The following is a 19,972-nucleotide window of genomic DNA, read 5'->3' on the forward strand; positions in this document are numbered from 1 at the left end:
GGCATGCGAAATCCCTGGCTCGCGCTGCCCACGGGGGCTGACCCCCGCGAGCGGAGCGGTCAGGTCGGCCGCGCCTGGGACACGTTCCTGGGCGACGGCCGGGTCGGGGACCAGGTGCGCGGGGTCGTCGCCGACTCGTGGCGGCGCAGCGCGGCGGCCCGGCTCGACCCGGACGCCACCGCGCCGGTCGACCTGGGCGACGAGGAGCTGGAGGAGTACCGGCGCGGCCACCCGCTCCGGCACGCGCTGCCGCTCTTCCGGGACCTGCTCGGCAGCTTCGCCGAGGACGGCGACCACCTGATGGCCATCTGCGACGCCGACGGCCGGCTGCTGTGGGTCGAGGGGCACCCGACCGTCCTGCGCCGGGCCGAGGACATGAACTTCGTGGCCGGCGCGCAGTGGGACGAGGCGCACGCCGGCACCAACGCACCCGGCACCGCGATCGCCGTCGACCACGAGGTGCAGATCTTCGCGACCGAGCACTTCAGCCGCCGGGTCCAGCGCTTCACCTGCTCGGCCGCGCCGATCCACGACCCGCGCACCGGCCGGCTGCTCGGCGCGATCGACGTCACCGGCGGCGACCACCTGGCCAACCCGCACTCCCTGGCGCTGGTCGTGGCCACCGCCCGGGCGGCCGAGGCCCACCTGGCCACGCTGGTCTCGGTGGGCCCCTCCTTCAGCGCCCTGGGCCGGGATGAGGGAGTCCTGCGCTCGCGGCGGCTGAGCCGGCGGCACAGCGAGATCGTCACGCTGCTGTGCGCGCACCCGGAGGGGCTCACCGGCGACCAGCTCGCCCTGGAGCTCTACGGCGACGAGTTCGTCAACCCGGTCACGCTGCGGGCCGAGCTGTCCCGGCTGCGCCACGCCCTCGGCCCGCTGCTGCTGTCCCGCCCGTACCGGCTGGCCGATCCCGTCCGGGCCGACTTCGCCGAGATCGCCGACCTGCTCGCGGCCGGCGACGTGGCCGGGGCCCTGCGCGCGTACCGCGGCCCGCTCCTGCCCCGCTCCGATGCGCCCGGCATCGTCCGGCTGCGCCGGCTCATCGAGGGCCAGCTGCGCGCCGGGGTCCGGGCCAGTGGCGACCCCCGCCTGCTCTCCGCGTGGACCGGAGCGCCGTGGGGGGCCGAGGATCTCTGGATGTGGGAGGCTCTCGCGGCCGCGCTCCCGCCCGGCTCGCCCCGCCACGCCCTCGCCATGGAACGGGTGGACAACCTGTCGAAGGAGTACGCAACGTTGTTGCAACGTCCGCGTAACTAGCGTTCGGGCATGACGCGCTATGCAGCCCCCGGCCAGGAGGGTTCCCTGGTCAAGTACGAGTCCCGGTATGACAACTGGATCGGCGGCGAGTACGTCAAGCCGGTCCGCGGCCAGTACTTCGAGAACCCCAGCCCGGTGACCGGGCAGGCATTCTGCGAGATCGCGCGGGGCACCGCCGAGGACGTCGAGCTCGCCCTCGACGCCGCGCACGGCGCCGCCGACGCGTGGGGCCGCACCTCGGTCGCCGACCGGGCCAACATCCTCAACAAGATCGCCGACCGGATCGAGTCCAACCTCGAGGCCCTCGCCGTCGCCGAGACCTGGGAGAACGGCAAGCCGATCCGCGAGAGCCTGGCCGCCGACCTGCCGCTGGCGGTGGACCACTTCCGGTACTTCGCCGGCGCCATCCGGGCCCAGGAGGGCAGCCTCGGCGAGATCGACGACGACACCGTCGCGTACCACTTCCACGAGCCGCTGGGCGTGGTCGCGCAGATCATCCCGTGGAACTTCCCGCTGCTCATGGCCACCTGGAAGCTGGCCCCGGCGCTCGCGGCCGGCAACGCGGTCGTGCTCAAGCCGGCCGAGCAGACGCCCGCCTCGATCCACGTGCTCATGAGCCTGATCGCCGACCTGCTCCCGCCGGGCGTGGTCAACATCGTCAACGGGTTCGGCGTCGAGGCCGGCAAGCCGCTCGCGAGCAGCGCGCGGGTGGCCAAGGTGGCGTTCACGGGCGAGACCACGACCGGGCGGCTGATCATGCAGTACGCCAGCGAGAACATCAAGCCGGTGACCCTCGAGCTCGGCGGCAAGAGCCCCAACATCTTCTTCGACGACGTCTCGTCCGCCAGCGACGCCTTCTACGACAAGGCGCTCGAGGGCTTCACGATGTTCGCGCTGAACCAGGGCGAGGTGTGCACCTGCCCGTCCCGCGCGCTCGTCCAGCAGGGCCACTACGGCACGTTCATGGAGGCCGCCACCGAGCGCGTGCGGGCCATCAAGCAGGGCCACCCGCTCGACAGCGAGACCATGGTCGGCGCCCAGGCCTCCAACGACCAGCTCGAGAAGATCCTCTCCTACCTGGCCATCGGCAAGGAGGAGGGCGCCAAGGTGCGCATCGGCGGCGAGCGCGCGGACCTCGGCGGCGAGCTGTCCGGCGGGTACTACGTCCAGCCCACCGTGTTCGAGGGCGACAACGCGATGCGGATCTTCCAGGAGGAGATCTTCGGCCCAGTGGTCTCGGTGACCTCGTTCTCCGACTTCGCCGACGCCATCAAGCTCGCCAACGACACCCTCTACGGCCTCGGGGCCGGCGTGTGGACCCGCGACACGAACACCGCCTACCGCGCGGGCCGGGCCATCCAGGCCGGTCGCGTGTGGACCAACTGCTACCACGCGTACCCGGCGCACGCCGCGTTCGGCGGGTACAAGCAGTCCGGCATCGGCCGCGAGAACCACAAGATGATGCTCGAGCACTACCAGCAGACCAAGAACCTGCTCGTCAGCTACAGCCCGAACAAGCTCGGGTTCTTCTAGAGATGGAGCGAGTGGCGGTGACCCCCGCGGCGGCCGACCTGATCCGGTCGCTGCGGGGGACGCACGGACCCCTGATGTTCCACCAGTCCGGTGGCTGCTGCGACGGCAGCTCGCCGATGTGCTACCTGGAGGGCGAGTTCCGCACCGGCTCGTCGGACGTCCTCCTGCAGTCCATCAAGATCGACGGCGTGGACGAGCCGGTGACGTTCTGGATGTCGAAGTCGCAGTTCGAGCTGTGGCGGCACACGCACCTCACGGTCGACGTGGTGCCCGGACGCGGCTCCGGCTTCTCGCTGGAAGCGCCAGAGGGGGTGCGTTTCCTGATCCGCTCGCGGCTGCTGACCGAGGAGGAGCTAGCGGCCTTGGAGTAGCGGCTGCCGGGGGTCCCAGGGGTCCCCGCGGCGCCTCCGGGCGATCGCGGACAGGGCCTCCAGGACGACCCGGTTGGCGAGGAACGCGGTGATCTCGGCGTGGTCGTAGGGCGGCGAAACCTCGACCACGTCGACACCGACGATCGGCAGCTCGTAGCAGCAGCGGCGGACCGCGTCGAGGAGTTGCCGCGCGGTCAGGCCGCCCGGCTCGGGGGTGCCCGTGCCCGGGGCCATGCCGGGGTCGACCACGTCCACGTCGACGGAGAGGAACACCCCGTCGCACTCGTCGGTGGCGATGGTGAACGCCTCGGCCAGGCACTCGTCGAGCCCGCGGGACACGATCTCGCTCATCTCGTACGAGCGCAGGCCCTGCTGCGCCATCCAGTCCAGCGTCTCCGGCTCGGGCCAGTAGCCGCGCAGGCCGAGCTGCAGGAAGCGGTCGCCGCGCAGGGCCCCGGACTCGATCAGGCGGCGCATCGGCTGGCCGTGGCCGATCAGCGAGCCATGGTCGGTATCGCCGGTGTCCGCGTGCGCGTCGAAGTGGACCATGGAGACCCGGCCGTAGCCGAGCTTGCGGGCCACGCCGGTCGCGTCCGGCCAGGCGATCGTGTGGTCGCCGCCGAGCACGACCGGGATCGCGCCGGTGTCGGCCACGGCGAAGACGGCGTCCTCGAGCTTCTTGAGCGACGCGGCCGAGTCCGGGGCGTACATCTCGATGTCCCCGGCATCGAACACCCGCAGGTCCTTGAGGGCGTCCACGCGCATGGCGAGCGACGGGCGGGACCCGTCCTGCGGCAGGTAGTCGGCGCCGCGGATGGCCTGCGGGCCGAACCGCGCGCCGGGCCGGTGAGAGGTGCCGCCGTCGTAGGGCGCGCCGATGATGACCACGTCCGCCTCCGGCAGCGCGGCCAGGTCACACGCGGGCACGCCGAGGAACGTGAAGCTGGGCCCGTACTGGTTCATAGCTCCTGCATACTCCACGGCACGCCGTACTCGGTGAGCAGATCGAGAAACGGCCGCGGCGGCATCGCCTCCGGGCCGAGCACGCCCGCGCCGCTCCAGGTGCCTGCGGCCAGCAGTTCGAGGGCGACCACGGCGTTGACCGCGGTCTGCCACACGACGGCCTGGCAGCGGTACTCGCGCATGGTCCAGGCGTTGTCGACGACGTGGTACAGGTAGGTGGCCCGCGGCCGCCCGTCGCGGCCCAGGCCGGTGACGTAGGTGCCGGCGCAGGTGCGGCCGTGCATGCGCTCGCCCAGCGTCGCCGGGTCGGGCAGCACTGCGGCCACCACGTCGCGCGGGGACACGTCGACCCCGCCCACCCGGACCTTGCGCGTCGAGTCCAGGCCGAGCTTCTGGATGGTCTTGAGGATCTCGATGAACTCCTGGCCCAGGCCGTACTTGAAGGTGACCCGCCGCACGTCGATCCAGCGCGGGATGAGCAGCACCTCCTCGTGCTCCACGTTCACGCACTCGACGGGCCCGATGCCGGCCGGGAAGTCGAAGATCTCGGGCTCGGAGAAGGGGCGCGTGACGTACACGCCGCGGTTCTTCTCGTAGACGAGGGGCGCGTTGAGGCACTCCTCGATCGTCGTCCAGATCGAGAAGGACGGCGCGAACTCGTAGCCCTCGACCACCAGGTCGGAGCCGTCCCGGACGCCGATGTCGTGGATCTCGGCGAACAGCACGTCGGCGGCGTAGCGGGCGAACACGTCGGACAGGCCGGGCTCGACGCCCATGCCGACCAGGGCGAGCCGGTTCGCCGCCAGCCACTTGTCCTCGGCCTCGAACTGCTCCTCGCCGAGCAGCCGGCCGATCTTCTCGTAGGGCCGCTCGGGGTGCGGCTGCGACAGCGACATCGCCATGTCGATGTAGTGGGCGCCGGCCTCGTACGCGCCGGTGAAGACCGGCATGACGAAGCGGGGGTCGACGGCGTTGAAGACGTGCGTGATGCGCAGGCTGCGGCAGAGTTCGGCGACGGCGGGCGCGGAGGAGGCGTCCAGGATGGCCGCGACGAAGCGGGGATCGTCGGCCGCGGCCACCGCGGCCTCGGCGCGGTTGGGGTCCTGATCGGTGACGACGCACTGCTCGAAGAAGGATCGGCGGGCGGCGATGCGCACCGCGGCGGTGCCGACGCCACCGGCGCCGACGATCAGTAATCGCATGACTCCTAGGCCTTCCTCCGGCGAAGGCGCGGCAACTGTCCGATGAGGACGATCAGGAAGGAGATGAGGAACATCGCGGTGCCGATGACGTTGATCTGGGCGGGAATGCCGCGCTGCGAGGCCCCCCAGACGAACATCGGGAACGTCACGGTGGTCCCGGAGTTGAAGTTGGTCACGATGAAGTCGTCGAAGGACAGCGAGAACGACAGCAGGGCGGCCGCCACGATGCCGGGCAGCACCAGCGGCAGGGTGACCCGCAGGAAGGTCTGCCGCTCGTCGGCGTAGAGGTCCATGGCCGCCTCCTGCAGCCGCGGGTCGAGCCCGGCGAGGCGGGCCTTGACCGTGACGACCACGAACGACAGGCAGAACATGACGTGCGCGATGACCACGGTCCAGAAGCCCAGCGGGACCCCGGCCGCGACGAACAGCGCCAGCAGCGACGAGCCCATCACGATCTCGGGCGTCGCCATCGGCAGGAAGATCAGGGTGTTGGTGGCGCCGCGGCCGCGGAAGGCGTGCCGGGCCAGGGCGAAGGACATCAGCGTGCCGAGCACGGTCGCGCACAGCGTGGCCAGCAGCGCGATGCCGATGCTGAGCCAGAACGCGTCGCCGATGCCGGCCACGCCGAACGGGTGCTTCCAGTGGTCCAGCGTGAACTTGTAGTTGTCCAGCGTGTAGGGGGCGTTGGCCCGGGCGTCCCGGAACGACATCGCGGCGACGACGCCGATGGGCACGAAGAGGTACAGCAGGACGACGAGCCCGATCCCCAGCACCCAGTGGTCGGCGAGGAACCTGCGCAGCCTGTGGAGCATCACAGCACCTCGTCCGTTCCGGCGCGCCGCACGTAGACGAAGACCAGCACGAGGATCGCCGCCATCAGGGTGAACGACAGCGCGGCGGCCGCCGGATAGTCCCCGACCTTGAGGAACTTGGACTGGATCACGTTGCCGATCATGAACTGCCGGTTGGTCCCGAGCAGCTGCGCGTTGATGTAGTCGCCGGCCGCCGGGATGAACGTCAGCAGCGTGCCGGCCACCACGCCGGGCATCGACAGCGGCAGCACGACGCGGGTGAAGCGGGCCACCGGGCGGGCGTAGAGGTCCCCGGCCGCCTCGATCAGCCGCGGGTCGAGCTTCTCCAGGCTGGCGTAGAGCGGCAGAACCATGAAGGGCAGGAAGTTGTACACCAGCCCGGCGATCACGGCCGGCGTGGTCGCCAGCAGCCGGCCGTCGGGCAGCGGGACGTGCAGCGCGTTGAGCACCGACACGACCGTGCCGTTGTCGGACAGGATGACCTTCCAGGCCAGCGTGCGGATCAGGAAGCTGGTGAAGAACGGCGCGATGACGCAGATGAGCATCACGTTCTTCCAGCGGCCGGCCTTGAGCGCGATCGCGTACGCCAGCGGGTAGCCCAGCAGCAGCGAGAACGCGGTGGTGAGCAGGGCGTACCAGAGCGACCGGCCGAACTGCGGCAGGTACTCCACGAAGGCGTCGCTGTAGTTGCCGAACGCCCAGGTCATCGCGTAGCCGTCCTCCAGCGACCCGCTCGGGTCGTAGAGGCTGGTCGCGAACAGCTGGATGCACGGGATCGCGAAGAACAGGATCAGCCAGAGTCCGCCGGGGAGCAGCAGGAGGTACGGCAGCCACTTGCGGCGCGGCTTCTCCAGCTTGACCGGGGCGGCGGTCCCGGCCCCCAGTTGCCCGAGGGCGCTCATGCCGCCACTTCCTCCGCGTCCACCACCGGCGCGTGGGTCTGATCGGCCGGGCGCGGCAGCAGGAAGGCGTGCTCCGGCCGCCACGACACGGTCACTTCACTGGCCACCGCGAGCGGCGCGGCCACACCGGAGTTCGGCGAGAACACCGTCAGCTCGTCGCCCCAGGGCGCCCGCACCAGGTACTGCGTGCTGACACCCATGTACGACGAGTCGGTCACCAGCCCGGTCACCGCCTGATGCCCGGCCGGCACCTCACCGGTGGTCAGGTGCATCTTCTCCGGCCGCACGCCCAGCCACACCGTGCCGTCGCTCGCCCGGGCCCGCGTCGCCGGGACCGAGTAGCGGCCACCGTAGGCGTCCAGCAGCAGGTCGTCGCCGGAGCGGCCGGTCACGTCGGCGGCCAGCAGGTTGGACTGGCCCAGGAAGTTGGCCACGAAGGCGGTACCCGGGAAGTCGTACATCTCCACCGGCGCCCCGAGCTGCTCGATCTTCCCGGCGTTCATCACCGCGACCGTGTCGGCCATCGTCATGGCCTCCTCCTGGTCGTGGGTGACGTGCACGAACGTGATGCCGACCTCGGTCTGGATGCGCTTGAGCTCGACCTGCATCTGCCGGCGCAGCTTGAGGTCGAGCGCGCCCAGCGGCTCGTCGAGCAGCAGCACCTGGGGCTGGTTGATCAGGGCCCGGGCCAGCGCGACCCGCTGCTGCTGCCCCCCGGACAGCTGCGCGGGCCGGCGCTTGCCGAAGCCGTCGAGGTCGACCAGGTGCAGCATCTGCTCCACCTGGTCGGCGCACTTGCGGATGCCGCGCCGGCGCAGGCCGAACGCGACGTTGTCCTCGATGCTGAGGTGCGGGAAGAGCGCGTAGCTCTGGAACACCGTGTTGACCGGCCGCTTGTACGGCCGCAGCCGGGTGATGTCCTGCTCGCCCAGCTGGACCTGGCCCTCCGTGGGCTCCTCGAGCCCCGCGATCATGCGCAGGGTGGTCGTCTTGCCGCATCCGGACGCGCCCAGCAGCGCGAAGAACGAACCCCGGGGCACCGTCAGGCTCAGGTCGTCGACCGCGGTGAACTGGCCGAATCGCTTCGTCACACCACTGAGGCGAAGGTCCATGTATCAGGCCCCCGATACGGCTTCGAACTTGGCGGCGTACTTCTTGTCCTCGTCCTCGGTCAGCGCCTTGAACGAGTGCGTCTTGGCGAGGGTCGCCGCGTCCGGGAAGATCAGCGGGTTGGTGGCCAGGTCCGGGTCGATCTTCGTCATCGCGTCCTGCGCGCCCTGGACCGGGCAGATGTAGTTGACCGTCGCCGCCACCTGCGCGGCCACGGCCGGGTCGTAGTAGTAGTCGATGAGCTGCTCGGCGTTGGCCTTGTGGGTCGCCGGGGCCGGGATGAGCAGGTTGTCCGACCAGACGATCAGGCCCTCCTCGGGCGTGACGAAGGCGACCTTCGAGCCCTCCTCGGCGGCGAGCTGGATGACGTCGCCGGACCACGCGATGCACGCCGCGAGGTCGCCCTTGGCGAGGTCCTCCTTGTAGTCGTTGCCGGTGAACTTGCGGATCTGCCCGGAGTCGACGGCCTTCTTGAGCTTCTCGATCGCCGCGTCGAAGTCGGCCTCGGTGTGGTTGGCCGGGTCCTTGCCCATCGACAGCAGGACCAGCCCGACGGTGTCGCGCATCTCGGTGAGCACGGCCACCTTGCCCTTGAGGTCGGGGCGGGTCAGCAGCTCGTCGATGGTCTTGACCTCCTTGGTCACCGCGCCGTTGTACGCGATGCCGGTGAGGCCGGACTGCCACGGGGCGGCGTGGGTCATGTCCTTGTCCCACGGGCGGTTGCGCAGCGTGGGCAGGACGTTCTTGGTGAAGTTCGGGACCTTGGCGGGGTCGAAGGGCTGCACCCAGCCCAGGTTGACCACCCGCGAGGCCATCCAGTCGGTGAGGACCATGACGTCCCGGTCGATCGACTGGCACGCCTGCAGCTGGTTGCGCACCTTGCCGAAGAACTCGTTGTTGTCGTTGACGTCCTCGGTGTAGGTCACCGCGATGCCGGTCTTCTGGGTGAACGCGTCGAGCGACGGGCGCTTCTTGTCGTCGTTGGCGTCCACGTCGATGTACAGCGGCCAGTTCGACCAGGCGAGCTTCTTCTCGGTGGCCGAGGCGTCGGTGCCGACACAGGCGGCCTTCTCCGCGTCGTTCTTCTTCGCGGGCTTCGTGCCGCAGGCGGCCAGTGTCCCGCCGGACGCGACGAGGGCACCGCTGGCCAGCAGACTGCGAATCAGGGTCCGGCGCGAGAGGCCGGCGGCATTGTTTCGCACAGGGGGCTCCTACGGATCTCGATCTCGGTCGCCGAAGCTGGGGGGATGGCGACCGACGACTGATCCTGACACGAGGTGCCATCACTCACAAGGGATTCCGTTGTCACGATCGGGCCGCACAACGAAAAACGCGATGAAATCAAGAGGAAGTCACGGCTGTCACCTGGCCGCAACAGGGACAAACAGTGTCCTACGGCTTCCCGGCCGTCGGCAACCCTAACGAATCCGCAGACAAGTCGTTGAGTGGCCATGGAATCAGTTGCCAAAGGCCGATTGCTGAGCAAGAATCCACACGTGAGCGAGCCCGTCACCGCCCTTGACGACGTCAACAAGCGGATCATCGAGCAGCTGCAGCGCGATGGTCGCATGTCCTACGCCGCCCTGGCCAAGGTCGTGGGCCTGTCCGAGGCGGCGGTCCGCCAGCGGGTGCAACGCCTGCTGGACACCGGCGTCATGCAGATCGTCGCGGTCACCGATCCGCTCACCCTGGGCTTCGCGCGCCAGGTGATGATCGGCGTCAAGGTCGAGGGAGATCTCCGGCCGGTCGCCAAGGCGCTCGCCTCGGTGCCCGAGATCGACTACGTGGTGATCTGCGCCGGCGGCTACGACCTGCTCGTCGAGCTGGTCTGCACCGACGACGAGCACCTGCTCGACCTCATCAACGACACGGTGCGGAGCATCCCCGGCGTCACCGCGACGGAGACCTTCGTCTACCTCAAGCTCGCCAAGCAGACCTATGCGTGGGGGACCCGATGAACGACCAACAGCCCGACTCCGCCGCGCTCGACGCGTCCGCGCGCGATCACCTCTGGATGCACTTCACCCGCCTGTCGGACTACGCGCAGAACCCGGTGCCGGTCATCGTGCGCGGCGACGGGGCATACATCTACGACAGCCACGGCCGCCGCTACCTCGACGGGCTCTCCGCGCTGTTCGTGGTGCAGACCGGCCACGGCCGCCAGGAGCTCGCGGAGGCCGCCGCGAAGCAGGCCTCCGAGCTCGCGTACTTCCCGCTGTGGTCCTACGCGCACCCGAAGGCGATCGAGCTGGCCGAGCGGCTCACCAGCCTGGCCCCGGGCGACCTGAACCGGGTCTTCTTCACCACCGGCGGCTCCGAGGCGGTGGAGAGCGCCTGGAAGCTGGCCCGCTCCTACTTCCGCAAGGTCGGCAAGCCGCTGAAGACCAAGGTGATCTCCCGCTACGTCGCCTACCACGGCACCTCGATGGGCGCGCTGTCGATCACCGGCGTCCCGGCGTTCCGGCAGGACTTCGAGCCGCTGGTGCCGGGCGCGTTCCGGGTGCCGAACACCAACTACTACCGCCGGCCCGACCAGTCGATGTCGCCCGAGGAGTTCGGGATCTGGGCCGCGGACCGCATCGCCGAGATGATCGAGTTCGAGGGCCCCGACACGGTCGCCGCGGTCTACCTGGAGCCGGTGCAGAACGCGGGCGGCTGCTTCCCGCCCCCGCCCGGGTACTTCCAGCGCGTGCGCGAGATCTGCGACCGGTACGACGTGCTGCTCGTCTCCGACGAGGTGATCTGCGCGTTCGGCCGGCTCGGCGAGTACTTCGGCGCCGACCGCTACGGCTACCAGCCCGACATCATCACCTGTGCGAAGGGTCTGACCAGCGGCTACGTCCCGCTGGGGGCGATGCTGGTGTCCGACCGGCTGGCCGAGCCGTTCCTGAGCGGGCGCAACTGGTTCGCGCACGGCATCACCTACGGCGGGCACCCGGTCGGCTCGGCGGTCGCCCTGGCCAACCTCGACATCTTCGAGCGCGAGGACCTCAACGCGCACGTGCGCACGAACTCGCTGCTGTTCCGCTCGTACCTCGAGCGCCTGCACGACCTGCCGATCGTCGGCGACGTGCGGGGCGACGGCTACTTCTTCGGCATCGAACTGGTCAAGGACAAGGCGACCCGGGAGACGTTCAACGAGGCCGAGTCCGAGGCGCTGCTGCGCGGCTTCCTGTCCAAGGCGCTGTTCGAGGCGGGCCTGTACTGCCGCGCCGACGACCGCGGCGACCCGGTGATCCAGCTGGCCCCGCCGCTGATCTGCGACGAGACCCACTTCGCCGAGATGGAGCAGATCCTGCGCTCGGTGCTCACCGAGGCGTGGGCGCGCCTGTAGAGCGCACGCGGATCCGCCGCCTGCCCGACAAGGCGGTCCGCGAGCGCTCCACGCTGCACGCCGTGCTCGACGCCGGGATGGTCGCCCACGTGGCGTTCGTCCACGATGGACACCCGTTCGCCGTCCCGGTCGCCTACGGCCGCGACGGCGACTCGGTGCTCTTCCACGGCTCGTCCGGCAGCCGGCTGTTCCGCCACCTGGCCGGCGGGTCGCCCTGCTGCCTGACGGTCACGCTGCTGGACGGGCTGATCCTGGCGCGCAGCGCGTTCGAGGCTTCGATGCGGTACCGCTCGGCGATGGTCCTCGGCGCCTGCTCGGTCGTCGAGGACCAGGAACCGGCCCTGCGCCTGATCAGCGAGCACCTCACGCCGGGCCGGTGGGCGGTGGTCCGCCCGCCGTCGCGCAAGGAGCTGGCGGCGACGCTGGTGCTGCGGCTGCCCCTGGACGAGTGGTCGCTGAAGGTGAGCGACGGCTGGCCGGACAGCGGCCCGGAGGACGAGGGCTGGGACCCGCCGACCGGCGTCAGGCCGATCCGGACGGTGATCGATCCCCTGGTGCTCGAGCCATGAGCTTCTGGATGTCGGTACTGCCTGAGCTGCCGCCGCGCGCCGCGCTGGACGGCGGCGCGGAGGCCGACGTGTGCATCGTCGGCGCCGGCTACACGGGCCTGTGGACCGCGTACTACCTCGCGCTGGCCGACCCCGCGCTGCGGATCGTGGTGCTGGAGGCCGAGACCGCCGGTTTCGGCGCGAGCGGCCGCAACGGCGGCTGGTGCTCGGCGCTGTTCCCCAAGTCGGTCGGCGCCCTGGACCGCATGTTCGGCCGCGACGCCGCGCTCGCGCTGAACGCCGCGATGGAGTCCACTGTGGACGAGGTCGGCCGGGTCGCCACCGCGGAGGGCATCGACTGCGACTGGGCCAAGGGCGGCACCGTGGTCCTGGCCCGCACCGGGGCGCAGCTCGCGCGGGCGCGGGCCGACGTCGCGGAGGCCGCCGAGTTCGGGCTCGACCTGGTGCTGCTCTCCGCCGCCGAGGCGCGGGCGCGGGTGGGCGCGACCGAGGTGCTGGGCGGCACCTACACCCCGCACTGCGCCGCGATCCAGCCGGCCAAGCTGGCCCGCGGGCTGGCGGAGGCCTGCGAGCGGCGGGGCGTGCGCATCTACGAGCGGTCGCCGGTGACCCGCCTGGCCGCCGGGCGCGCGGAGACGCCGTCGGGCACCGTGCGCGCCCCGATCGTCGTGCGGGCCACGGAGGGCTTCACCCCCCGCCTGCCCGGCTTCAGGCGATCCATTGCTCCCTTGTACTCCCTGATGATCGCCACCGAGCCCCTGCCCGCCGAGTTCTGGGCCGCGGCCGGCCTGGCCCGTCGCGAGACGTTCGCCGACTTCCGGCACATGATCATCTACGGGCAGCGGACGGCCGACGACCGGCTGGCCTTCGGCGGGCGGGGCGCGCCGTACCACTACGGCTCGACGATCGACCCGGCCTTCGACCGCGAGCCGCGGGTCTTCGCCGAGCTGCGGCGCGCGCTGGGCGAGCTGTTCCCGGCGCTGGGGGACGTGCCGGTGGCGGCGACCTGGGGCGGGCCGCTGGGCGTGGCCCGGGACTGGATGGCCTCGGTCGGGCTGGACCCGGCGACCGGCCTGGCCTGGGCCGGCGGGTACGTCGGCGACGGCGTGGCCACCACCAACCTCGCCGGGCGGACGCTGGCCGACCTGATCACGCGGACCGGCTCCGACCTCGTGCGGCTGCCGTGGGTGGGGCACCGGTCGCCGCGCTGGGAGCCGGAGCCGCTGCGCTGGCTGGGCGTGAACGCGAGCCTGCGGCTGATGGGCTCGGCGGACTCGGCCGAGGCGCGCTCGGGCCGCACCGCTCGCCGGGCCGCGCTGATGTCCCGGATGCTCGGCGGCTGAGCTCGGGCGGCCGGTGGAGCTCAGCCCTCGAGTTCGTCCGGCGAGACGCCGAGCAGGTTGGCGACCTGCTCGATGATCACGTCGTGCACGAGGTCGGCCAGGTCGTCGTGGTCGGCGGCGCGGAACTCCAGGGGGCGGCGGTAGAGCACGATCCGGGGCGGCACGCCGTGCCGGCCCGGCCGGCCGGGCAGCAGGCGGGCCAGCGGGACCTCGCCGTCCTCGAGGACGTCCGAGTCGTACACGTTCAGCTCCGGCGGCACGTCCTCGACGGCGAACTCCACCCCGGCCAGCTCCTGGGAGAACCGCTGCTCGAGCTGCTCGACCGAGTCCAGGACGAGATCGTCGAACATCTCGGCGCGGGTGCGGGACATCGGCAGCGACGCCGGCACCAGGCGGCCGCGCAGACCCCGGCCGTGCCGATCGCGACCGCGCCGTCCCGGTCCACTGCGTCGTCGGTCTGGGCTCGCCACGCTCATCAGCGTAACGCCCAGCCGCTCACCCTGACGCCGCCGCCACCGCGCGGACACGCCGATGCCCCGCGGGAGCGACACGCCGCACCGCTCCGGCGCCCCGCGCGGGCGGCGGGGCCGGGTGAGCCGGGGGTGAGCGGGGCCAATCAGACAGATCGCCCGAGTGGGCGTGTCGCCGTGGTCACCCCGGCGTGTCGCGGGGCTTTCCCGGCGACACGGGGGCCTTCGAGCGATACCGTCTGGCCGTGAGGACCCCACGTCGATGCTCGCGCAACGGTTGCCCGCGATCGCCCGTTGCGACGTTGACGTATGTTTATGCCGAATCGACCGCAGTTGTCGGCCCGCTGGCCGCGTTCGCCGAGCCGCACTCCTACGACCTGTGCGAGTCGCACGCCCGCGGGCTGACCGCGCCGCGGGGCTGGGATCTGGTCCGGCACGAGGGCGAGTACGGTCCGCCGCCGCCCACCAACGACGACCTGGTCGCGCTGGCCGAGGCGGTGCGCGAGGCGGCCCGGCCGGCGCCGAACCGCGAGGAACCCGATCAACAGCACCCGCTCGGCCGGCGCGGACATTTGCGAGTTATTCCCCCGGACGCATAATAATTACAAAGAAAGGGGCGCCGACCCCCAAAAGGGAAATCGACGCCCCAATTCGAAAAATCCGATCCCGCTAAGCAGCCCGGCGCTTGAGCTTGCGGCGCTCGCGCTCCGAGAGCCCGCCCCAGATCCCGAAACGCTCATCGTGCCCGAGCGCGTACTCCAGGCAGTCCGCCCGCACCTCGCAGCGCGAGCAGATGCGCTTGGCCTCGCGCGTCGACCCGCCCTTCTCCGGGAAGAATGCCTCCGGATCCGTTTGCGAACACAAAGCGCGCTCTTGCCACTCCGGAGCGTTACCCAGCAGGTCGGCCACGACTGGTCGGCCGTCCATCAGCGTGCCTCCTTCTTGCGCACCGGCGTCAATGCCGGCGCAACCCCCCACGCGGAAGGCGCATGTCCTACAAGGTTGCTGTACCTCGGCGCGGTGTTCCTTATGTCCGCTTGATGGCTCTTGCAACGCCACCCGGCGAACATCCCCCGTGAAATTACACGCGTGTAATGCGTGCGTCGTCAAGCCGAACCTGATAAATAGGCCCGCTCGGGCGATCGCTTGCACCCCGTGCCGTACCCATACCGACCAAGCACCGCCGGAGGTAACGGGCGACACGCCGGACGCGCCGGAAGAGTTCCGGCGAGTTTGCTCAACCCGCGCGTGGCCCGGCCGAACTGCGCCGATGTGCGGCAAAAGTTGAGCTCCATCCTCACGGCCCGCTCATGATCCGTCGCTTGCTTCTGGGCGCCGCCGTCTCCGCGATCCTGTTCGCCGTCGGCGTCGCCGGCCTGGGCTGGAAGCCCTACGTCGTGATGTCCGAGTCCATGGCCCCCGCGATCCACCGCGGCGACCTGATCCTCGTCGATCCCCACGCGAAGTCCGTGGCGCAGTACGAGATCGTCACCTACAACGACCCCCGCGGCCCCATCACCCACCGGGTGATTTCCGAGGCGAACAACGGCGCGTTGATGCTCAAGGGCGACGCGAGCGCCCAGCCGGAGCCGGCCGCGGTCGACCGCAAGCGCGTCGTGGGGCCGGTGCGGCTGATCCTGCCGCACGTGGGCTGGCCGGTCATGCAGGTGCGCACCCACCCCGTGAAGATCGCGGCGGGCGCGCTGCTGCTGGCGCTGTTGATTCCCGGCCGGCGCATCCTGGGCCTGCTCCTGCTGGGCGTGCTGGTGGCCGTCGTGGCGATGGTGCCCACCACGATTGGTTAGGAACTACACCCGCCCGTAGACCGTGGTGCGGCGGCGGACCGGGCGGCCGGCGGCGTGGCCGATCGCCTCGAGCTCCTCCTTGGTGCGGGCCGAGCCGTGCTCGGAGCCGGCCATCCGGGAGATGGTCTCCTCCATGAGCGTGCCGCCGATGTCGTTGGCCCCGCCGCGCAGCATCGCCACCGTGCCCTCGTCGCCGAGCTTGACCCAGGAGCACTGGATGTTGGGGATGCGGCCGTGCAGGAGGACCCGGGCCATCGCGTGCACCGCGCGGTTGTCGCGCCAGGTCGGGCCGGGGCGGGCGATGCCGGCGAGGTAGATGGGGGCGCTGTGGTGCACGAACGGCAGCGCCACGAACTCGGTGAAGCCGCCGGTGCGGTCCTGGATGCCGGCCAGCACGCGGAAGTGGCCGAGCCAGTGGCCGGGGTGGTCGACGTGGCCGTACATCATCGTGGAGCTCGACCGGATGCCCAGCTCGTGCGCGGTGCTGACCACCTCGACCCACGCCGACGTGGGCAGCTTGCCCTTGGTGAGCACCCAGCGGACCTCGTCGTCGAGGATCTCGGCGGCGGTGCCGGGGATGGTGTCGAGCCCGGCCTCCTTGAGCTGGGTCAGCCAGTCGCGGATGGACACGCCGGCCTTGGCCGCGGCGGTGACCACCTCCATCGGGCTGAACGCGTGCACGTGCATGCCCGGCACGCGCTGCTTGACCGCGCGGACGAGTTCCGCGTACGCGCCGACGGGGAGCTTCGGGTCGATGCCGCCCTGCATGCAGACCTCGGTCGCGCCCGCGTTCCAGGCCTCCTCGGCGCGGTCGGCGACCTGCTCGTAGGAGAGGCGGTAGGCGTCGGCGTCGCGCTCGCGCTGGGCGAACGCGCAGAAGCGGCAACCGACGTAGCACACGTTGGAGAAGTTGATGTTCCGGTTCACCACGTAGGTGATGTCGTCGCCGGCCGCCTCCTTGCGCAGCACGTCGGCGATGCGGACGAGCTCCTCCAGCCCGGGACCGTCCACATTGAACAGTGCCAGGGCGGCCGCCTCGTGCTCCGGGCGCAGCAGCGCGCCGGGGTCGCTCTCGGCCAGCTTGAGTCCACTGTGGACCTCCTGGTCGAGGCGCGCGGGCGCGTTGTGCGGCACGCGGGTGGCGACCTCGCTCCAGTCGCCGTAGACGGTGTCGAAGTCGCCGCGGCGGTCCGCGCTGCGCCCCTCGTCGTCGATGGCGGTGTGCAGGTCGGTGCGGCCGCTGTCCTCGTGCCCGCCGTCCGGCTCCTGCCACGGCAGCCCGGTGGGCAGCGCCTCCTCGTCGGCCAGGCCGGTCTCGGGGTCCATGAGGGCCTCGACGTGCGCGACCAGGCGGGCGTCCAGCCACGGCACCCCGCGGCGGGCGTACTCGGGGTAGATGGTCAGACGCTCGTGCAGTACGAAACCGGCGTCTTGTGTTTTGGAAGCCAGCTCGTCGAGGGCCGGCCAGGGGCGCTCGGGGTTGACGTGGTCCGGCGTCACCGGGCTCACGCCGCCCCAGTCGTCGATGCCGGCCCGGATGAGCAGGGCGTACTCGTCGTCGATGAGGTTGGGCGGGGCCTGGATGCGCGCCTTCGGGCCGAGCACCAGCCGGGCCACGGCGATGGTCGCGGCCAGGTCCCGCAGCTCGGCGTCGGGCATCCCGCGCATGGCCGTGTCCGGCTTGGCGCGGAAGTTCTGGACGATCGTCTCCTGGATGTGGCCGTACTCGCGCATCGTCCTGCGGATCGCGAAGAGCGAGTCGGCCCGCTCGTCGAGCGTCTCGCCGATGCCGATGAGGATGCCGGTGGTGAACGGCACCCCGACCCGGCCGGCGTCCTCGAGCACGCGCAGCCGGACCGCCGGCTCCTTGTCCGGCGAGCCGTAGTGCGGGCCGCCCGGCTCCGACCACAGGCGCGTCGCGGTGGTCTCCAGCATCATGCCCATGCTCGGCGCCACCGGCTTGAGCCGCTGCAGCTCGGCCCAGGACAGCACGCCGGGGTTGAGGTGCGGCAGCAGGCCGGTCTCCTCCAGCACGGCGATCGCGCAGGCCCGCACGTACGCGAGGGTGTCGTCGTAGCCCCGCTCGTCCAGCCAGCGGCGGGCCTGCGGCCAGCGCTCCTCGGGCCGGTCGCCCAGCGTGAACAGGGCCTCCTTGCAGCCCTGCTTGGCGCCCTCGCGGGCGATCTCGAGCACTTCGTCCATTTCGAGGTACTCGGCGGGCAGCCGGTGCGGCACGGTCGCGAACGTGCAGTAGTGGCACCGGTCGCGGCACAGCCGGGTCAGCGGGATGAAGACCTTCTTGGAGAACGTGATGACGCCCGGGCGGCCGGCGTCGGCCAGGCCCGCGTCGCGCACCGCGCCGGCGATGCCGAGCAGCTCGTCCAGGGCCGCCCCGCGCGCGGTCAGCAGGACGGCGGCCTCGGTCGCGTCGAGCGTGCGGCCGTCCGCCGCGCGCCGCAGGGCCCGCCGCATCGCGTTGCCCTCGGTAGTTCTGCCTTCAGACGTCACCACCTGAGCGTAGGCCGCCCGCGGGCGAATCTTCGCGAGCCGGGTGTGTGACGTGTTCCCTCTCGTGCATCGCTTTGTCACACGGGGTTCCCCGTGGCCGCGGGGGTGCCGCGGCCACGGGGGCCCTGCTCAGTTACTCGGCGGGATCGCCTGGGTGCGCTGCGTCTCGTCGCCGCCGTCGTCCTTCTTGTCGCCGGGGCGCAGGACGGTGGTGCGGTCCGGGTCCTCGTCGGCCGGCTTGACGACCGGAGCCGCCTGGGTGGCGTCGGGGTCGGCGGCCGGGGTGAGCACCGCGGTGCCTTCTTCCTCAGCGGGCGTGATCGCCGCGGTGCCCTCTTCGTGCGCCGGGGTGATCGCCGCGGTGCCCTCTTCGTGCGCCGGGGTGATCGCCGCCGTGCCCTCTTCATGAGCCGGAGTGATCGCCGCCGTGCCCGTTTCCTCCGACGAAGCCGGCGGGGTGGAGTGGCCGCCCGGCCAGCCGGCCTGGGCGAAGCCGCCCGGAGGCGTCGAGGCGCCCGCGTCGGCCGGGGAGGCCGAGACCGGCTCGTCGGTGACCGGGGTCGGGGCCGGCGCCGTGTACGCCGCGAACGGCGAGCTCAGCGGCGGGCCCGAGGCCGGCTGCGCGGGCTCGGCGGCCGGCGGCTGCACCGGGGCCGCGGGCTGGGTGTAGGCGGGCGTCGCGGGCTGGGCGTAGCCCGGGGTCGCGTAGCCGGGGGCGGCGTAGCCGCCGGAGGTCGGCGCGGCCGCCGGAGCACCGGTCGTGGGCGCACCCGTCGTCGGCGCGCCGGTCGTCGGGGCGACGTAGCCGGGCTGGGCCTGCGGCTGGGCGTAGGCCTGCGGCTGCTGCTGCGGCTGCGCCGCCACCGCGGGCGTGCTGCCCGTCGTCTGCCAGCCGCCCGTGGCCGGCTGCTGCTGCGCATACGCAGCCGGGTAGGCCTGCTGCTGCGCCGCCGCCGGCTGGGCGCCGGTGACGTACCCGGTCTGCTGCGCGTACTGCTGCTGCGGGTAGCCGTAGCCCTGCTGCTGGTAGCCGTAGCCCTGCTGGTAGGGCGCGGCGACCGGCTTCGGGGCCGAGTAGGCGCCCAGGAAGATGCGCGCGGTGAGGAAGAGCCCGAGGCCGATCAGCCCGAGGCCCGCCAGGTGCTCCAGGAACCCGCCCAGCGCCCAGCCGATCGGGCCCTCGCTCTGGAAGTCGCCGATGAGCCCGGCGAGCAGCAGCACGAGGCCGAGCACGGCGGCGATCGCGTACTCGACCAGCGCGCCGATCACGACCATCTTGGCCCGCGGCGTCACCGGGTCGAGGAGCAGGACCAGCACGACGGCGACGATCGGCAGCAGGATGACCTCGAAGCCGATCACGTTGCCGAACGAGGCGGTCGCCGTGGCCAGGAACGAGTTGAACAGGCCGGTGAGGACGCGCACGAGGCCGGCCAGCAGGATCAGCGCGACCGCGCCGAGCAGGCCGAACGCGGTCAGCTCGCGATAGGGCTCCAGCAGGCCGCGGGCCTTCTTGGCGTCCGGCGGCGGTGCCGGGGCGGCGGCGGGAGCTTGGACGGCCTGGTACTGCTGCGCGGCGCCCGAAACGGGAGCGGTCTGGGCCGCCGGGGTCTGGTACTGGGCCGCCGGCTGAGGCTGATAGGCCCCGGTGGCGTTCGGATCGGGTGGCTGGGTGCTCACTGGCTCTCCCGAGGTGAAGCGTTCCGTGCAACAGGTCGCCAGCAGCCTAGCTCCCACCGGCCAATCTCGCGTGCGTGAGAGACCCCGAGCGGCCGCGCTCCGTGAGTGGGGCAGGA

At 71.4% G+C, this 19,972-nt stretch carries 19 protein-coding genes; 9 read left to right on the plus strand and 10 right to left on the minus strand.

Annotated elements, in window-relative coordinates:
* The first annotated feature begins 3 nt into the window (after nucleotides 1-3).
* The 3 genes from ACQPZ4_RS46820 to ACQPZ4_RS46830 are packed head-to-tail and all read left to right on the plus strand — an operon-like array spanning nucleotide 4 to nucleotide 3,161.
* On the plus strand, nucleotides 4-1,257 hold the full coding sequence (locus tag ACQPZ4_RS46820; RefSeq protein ID WP_433051876.1) for a GAF domain-containing protein: 1,254 nt from the start codon (nucleotides 4-6) through the stop codon (nucleotides 1,255-1,257).
* Nucleotides 1,258-1,266: 9 nt separating this feature from the next.
* Nucleotides 1,267-2,790: an aldehyde dehydrogenase gene (gene adh / locus ACQPZ4_RS46825; RefSeq protein ID WP_433051879.1), complete on the plus strand. Its 1,524-nt coding sequence runs from the start codon at nucleotides 1,267-1,269 to the stop codon at nucleotides 2,788-2,790.
* A gap of 2 nt (nucleotides 2,791-2,792) precedes the next feature.
* Complete coding sequence (locus tag ACQPZ4_RS46830) at nucleotides 2,793-3,161, plus strand: DUF779 domain-containing protein (protein WP_433051882.1); 369 nt, start codon at nucleotides 2,793-2,795, stop codon at nucleotides 3,159-3,161.
* Here ACQPZ4_RS46830 and speB read toward each other — a convergent pair.
* Genes speB through ACQPZ4_RS46860 form a run of 6 tightly spaced genes read right to left on the minus strand, consistent with a single transcriptional unit; the run spans nucleotide 3,144 to nucleotide 9,352 of the window.
* The gene (speB, locus tag ACQPZ4_RS46835; RefSeq protein ID WP_433051885.1) at nucleotides 3,144-4,124 is read right to left on the minus strand and encodes an agmatinase; all 981 of its coding nucleotides are present in this window, start codon (nucleotides 4,122-4,124) and stop codon (nucleotides 3,144-3,146) included. The genes ACQPZ4_RS46830 and speB overlap by 18 nt on opposite strands.
* Entirely contained in the window at nucleotides 4,121-5,326 is a 1,206-nt protein-coding gene (locus ACQPZ4_RS46840; RefSeq protein ID WP_433051888.1) for a saccharopine dehydrogenase family protein, read from the minus strand. Before ACQPZ4_RS46840 ends, speB begins: the two co-directional genes overlap by 4 nt.
* Nucleotides 5,327-5,331: 5 nt before the next feature.
* A complete protein-coding gene (locus ACQPZ4_RS46845; protein ID WP_433051891.1) occupies nucleotides 5,332-6,138 on the minus strand; it encodes an ABC transporter permease in 807 nt (268 codons plus the stop codon).
* Complete coding sequence (locus ACQPZ4_RS46850; RefSeq protein ID WP_433051894.1) at nucleotides 6,138-7,040, minus strand: ABC transporter permease; 903 nt, start codon at nucleotides 7,038-7,040, stop codon at nucleotides 6,138-6,140. Before ACQPZ4_RS46850 ends, ACQPZ4_RS46845 begins: the two co-directional genes overlap by 1 nt.
* A complete protein-coding gene (locus ACQPZ4_RS46855) occupies nucleotides 7,037-8,152 on the minus strand; it encodes an ABC transporter ATP-binding protein (protein WP_433051897.1) in 1,116 nt (371 codons plus the stop codon). Before ACQPZ4_RS46855 ends, ACQPZ4_RS46850 begins: the two co-directional genes overlap by 4 nt.
* A gap of 3 nt (nucleotides 8,153-8,155) precedes the next feature.
* Nucleotides 8,156-9,352, minus strand: a complete 1,197-nt coding sequence (locus ACQPZ4_RS46860; RefSeq protein ID WP_433051900.1) for an extracellular solute-binding protein — start codon at nucleotides 9,350-9,352, stop codon at nucleotides 8,156-8,158.
* 294 nt (nucleotides 9,353-9,646) lie between these two features.
* Between ACQPZ4_RS46860 and ACQPZ4_RS46865 the strand changes: the two genes are divergently transcribed.
* Genes ACQPZ4_RS46865 through ACQPZ4_RS46880 form a run of 4 tightly spaced genes read left to right on the plus strand, consistent with a single transcriptional unit; the run spans nucleotide 9,647 to nucleotide 13,396 of the window.
* On the plus strand, nucleotides 9,647-10,108 hold the full coding sequence (locus ACQPZ4_RS46865) for an Lrp/AsnC family transcriptional regulator (protein WP_433051903.1): 462 nt from the start codon (nucleotides 9,647-9,649) through the stop codon (nucleotides 10,106-10,108).
* A complete protein-coding gene (locus ACQPZ4_RS46870) occupies nucleotides 10,105-11,484 on the plus strand; it encodes an aspartate aminotransferase family protein (RefSeq protein WP_433051906.1) in 1,380 nt (459 codons plus the stop codon). Before ACQPZ4_RS46865 ends, ACQPZ4_RS46870 begins: the two co-directional genes overlap by 4 nt.
* Complete coding sequence (locus ACQPZ4_RS46875) at nucleotides 11,469-12,053, plus strand: pyridoxamine 5'-phosphate oxidase family protein (protein WP_433051909.1); 585 nt, start codon at nucleotides 11,469-11,471, stop codon at nucleotides 12,051-12,053. The genes ACQPZ4_RS46870 and ACQPZ4_RS46875 overlap by 16 nt, the downstream gene beginning before the upstream one ends.
* The gene (locus tag ACQPZ4_RS46880; RefSeq protein ID WP_433051912.1) at nucleotides 12,050-13,396 is read left to right on the plus strand and encodes an NAD(P)/FAD-dependent oxidoreductase; all 1,347 of its coding nucleotides are present in this window, start codon (nucleotides 12,050-12,052) and stop codon (nucleotides 13,394-13,396) included. Before ACQPZ4_RS46875 ends, ACQPZ4_RS46880 begins: the two co-directional genes overlap by 4 nt.
* A 20-nt stretch (nucleotides 13,397-13,416) precedes the next feature.
* Here ACQPZ4_RS46880 and ACQPZ4_RS46885 read toward each other — a convergent pair whose 3' ends face one another.
* On the minus strand, nucleotides 13,417-13,866 hold the full coding sequence (locus ACQPZ4_RS46885; RefSeq protein WP_350612063.1) for a metallopeptidase family protein: 450 nt from the start codon (nucleotides 13,864-13,866) through the stop codon (nucleotides 13,417-13,419).
* A 245-nt stretch (nucleotides 13,867-14,111) separates the two neighbouring features.
* On the opposite strand from ACQPZ4_RS46885, the gene ACQPZ4_RS46890 reads away from it, so the two are divergent.
* On the plus strand, nucleotides 14,112-14,465 hold the full coding sequence (locus ACQPZ4_RS46890) for a DUF3499 domain-containing protein (protein ID WP_350612062.1): 354 nt from the start codon (nucleotides 14,112-14,114) through the stop codon (nucleotides 14,463-14,465).
* Between the two features lie 70 nt (nucleotides 14,466-14,535).
* Here the strand turns inward: ACQPZ4_RS46890 and ACQPZ4_RS46895 are convergent, their stop codons facing one another.
* Nucleotides 14,536-14,793 carry a WhiB family transcriptional regulator gene (locus ACQPZ4_RS46895; RefSeq protein WP_033364663.1) on the minus strand — a complete coding sequence of 86 codons (258 nt, stop codon included), beginning with the start codon at nucleotides 14,791-14,793 and terminating at the stop codon, nucleotides 14,536-14,538.
* 383 nt (nucleotides 14,794-15,176) lie between these two features.
* Between ACQPZ4_RS46895 and ACQPZ4_RS46900 the strand changes: the two genes are divergently transcribed.
* A complete protein-coding gene (locus ACQPZ4_RS46900) occupies nucleotides 15,177-15,671 on the plus strand; it encodes a signal peptidase I (RefSeq protein WP_433051916.1) in 495 nt (164 codons plus the stop codon).
* A 3-nt stretch (nucleotides 15,672-15,674) separates the two neighbouring features.
* On the opposite strand, the gene ACQPZ4_RS46905 is transcribed toward ACQPZ4_RS46900, so the two are convergent.
* Nucleotides 15,675-18,143 (minus strand): bifunctional FO biosynthesis protein CofGH, encoded by a 2,469-nt coding sequence (locus tag ACQPZ4_RS46905; RefSeq protein ID WP_433067023.1) that lies wholly within the window; start codon nucleotides 18,141-18,143, stop codon nucleotides 15,675-15,677.
* A gap of 165 nt (nucleotides 18,144-18,308) precedes the next feature.
* Complete coding sequence (locus ACQPZ4_RS46910; RefSeq protein ID WP_433051919.1) at nucleotides 18,309-19,856, minus strand: hypothetical protein; 1,548 nt, start codon at nucleotides 19,854-19,856, stop codon at nucleotides 18,309-18,311.
* Between the last annotated feature and the right edge of the window lie 116 nt (nucleotides 19,857-19,972).

This window comes from Dactylosporangium sp. CS-033363, assembly GCF_050942475.1.
GTDB lineage: Bacteria > Actinomycetota > Actinomycetes > Mycobacteriales > Micromonosporaceae > Dactylosporangium.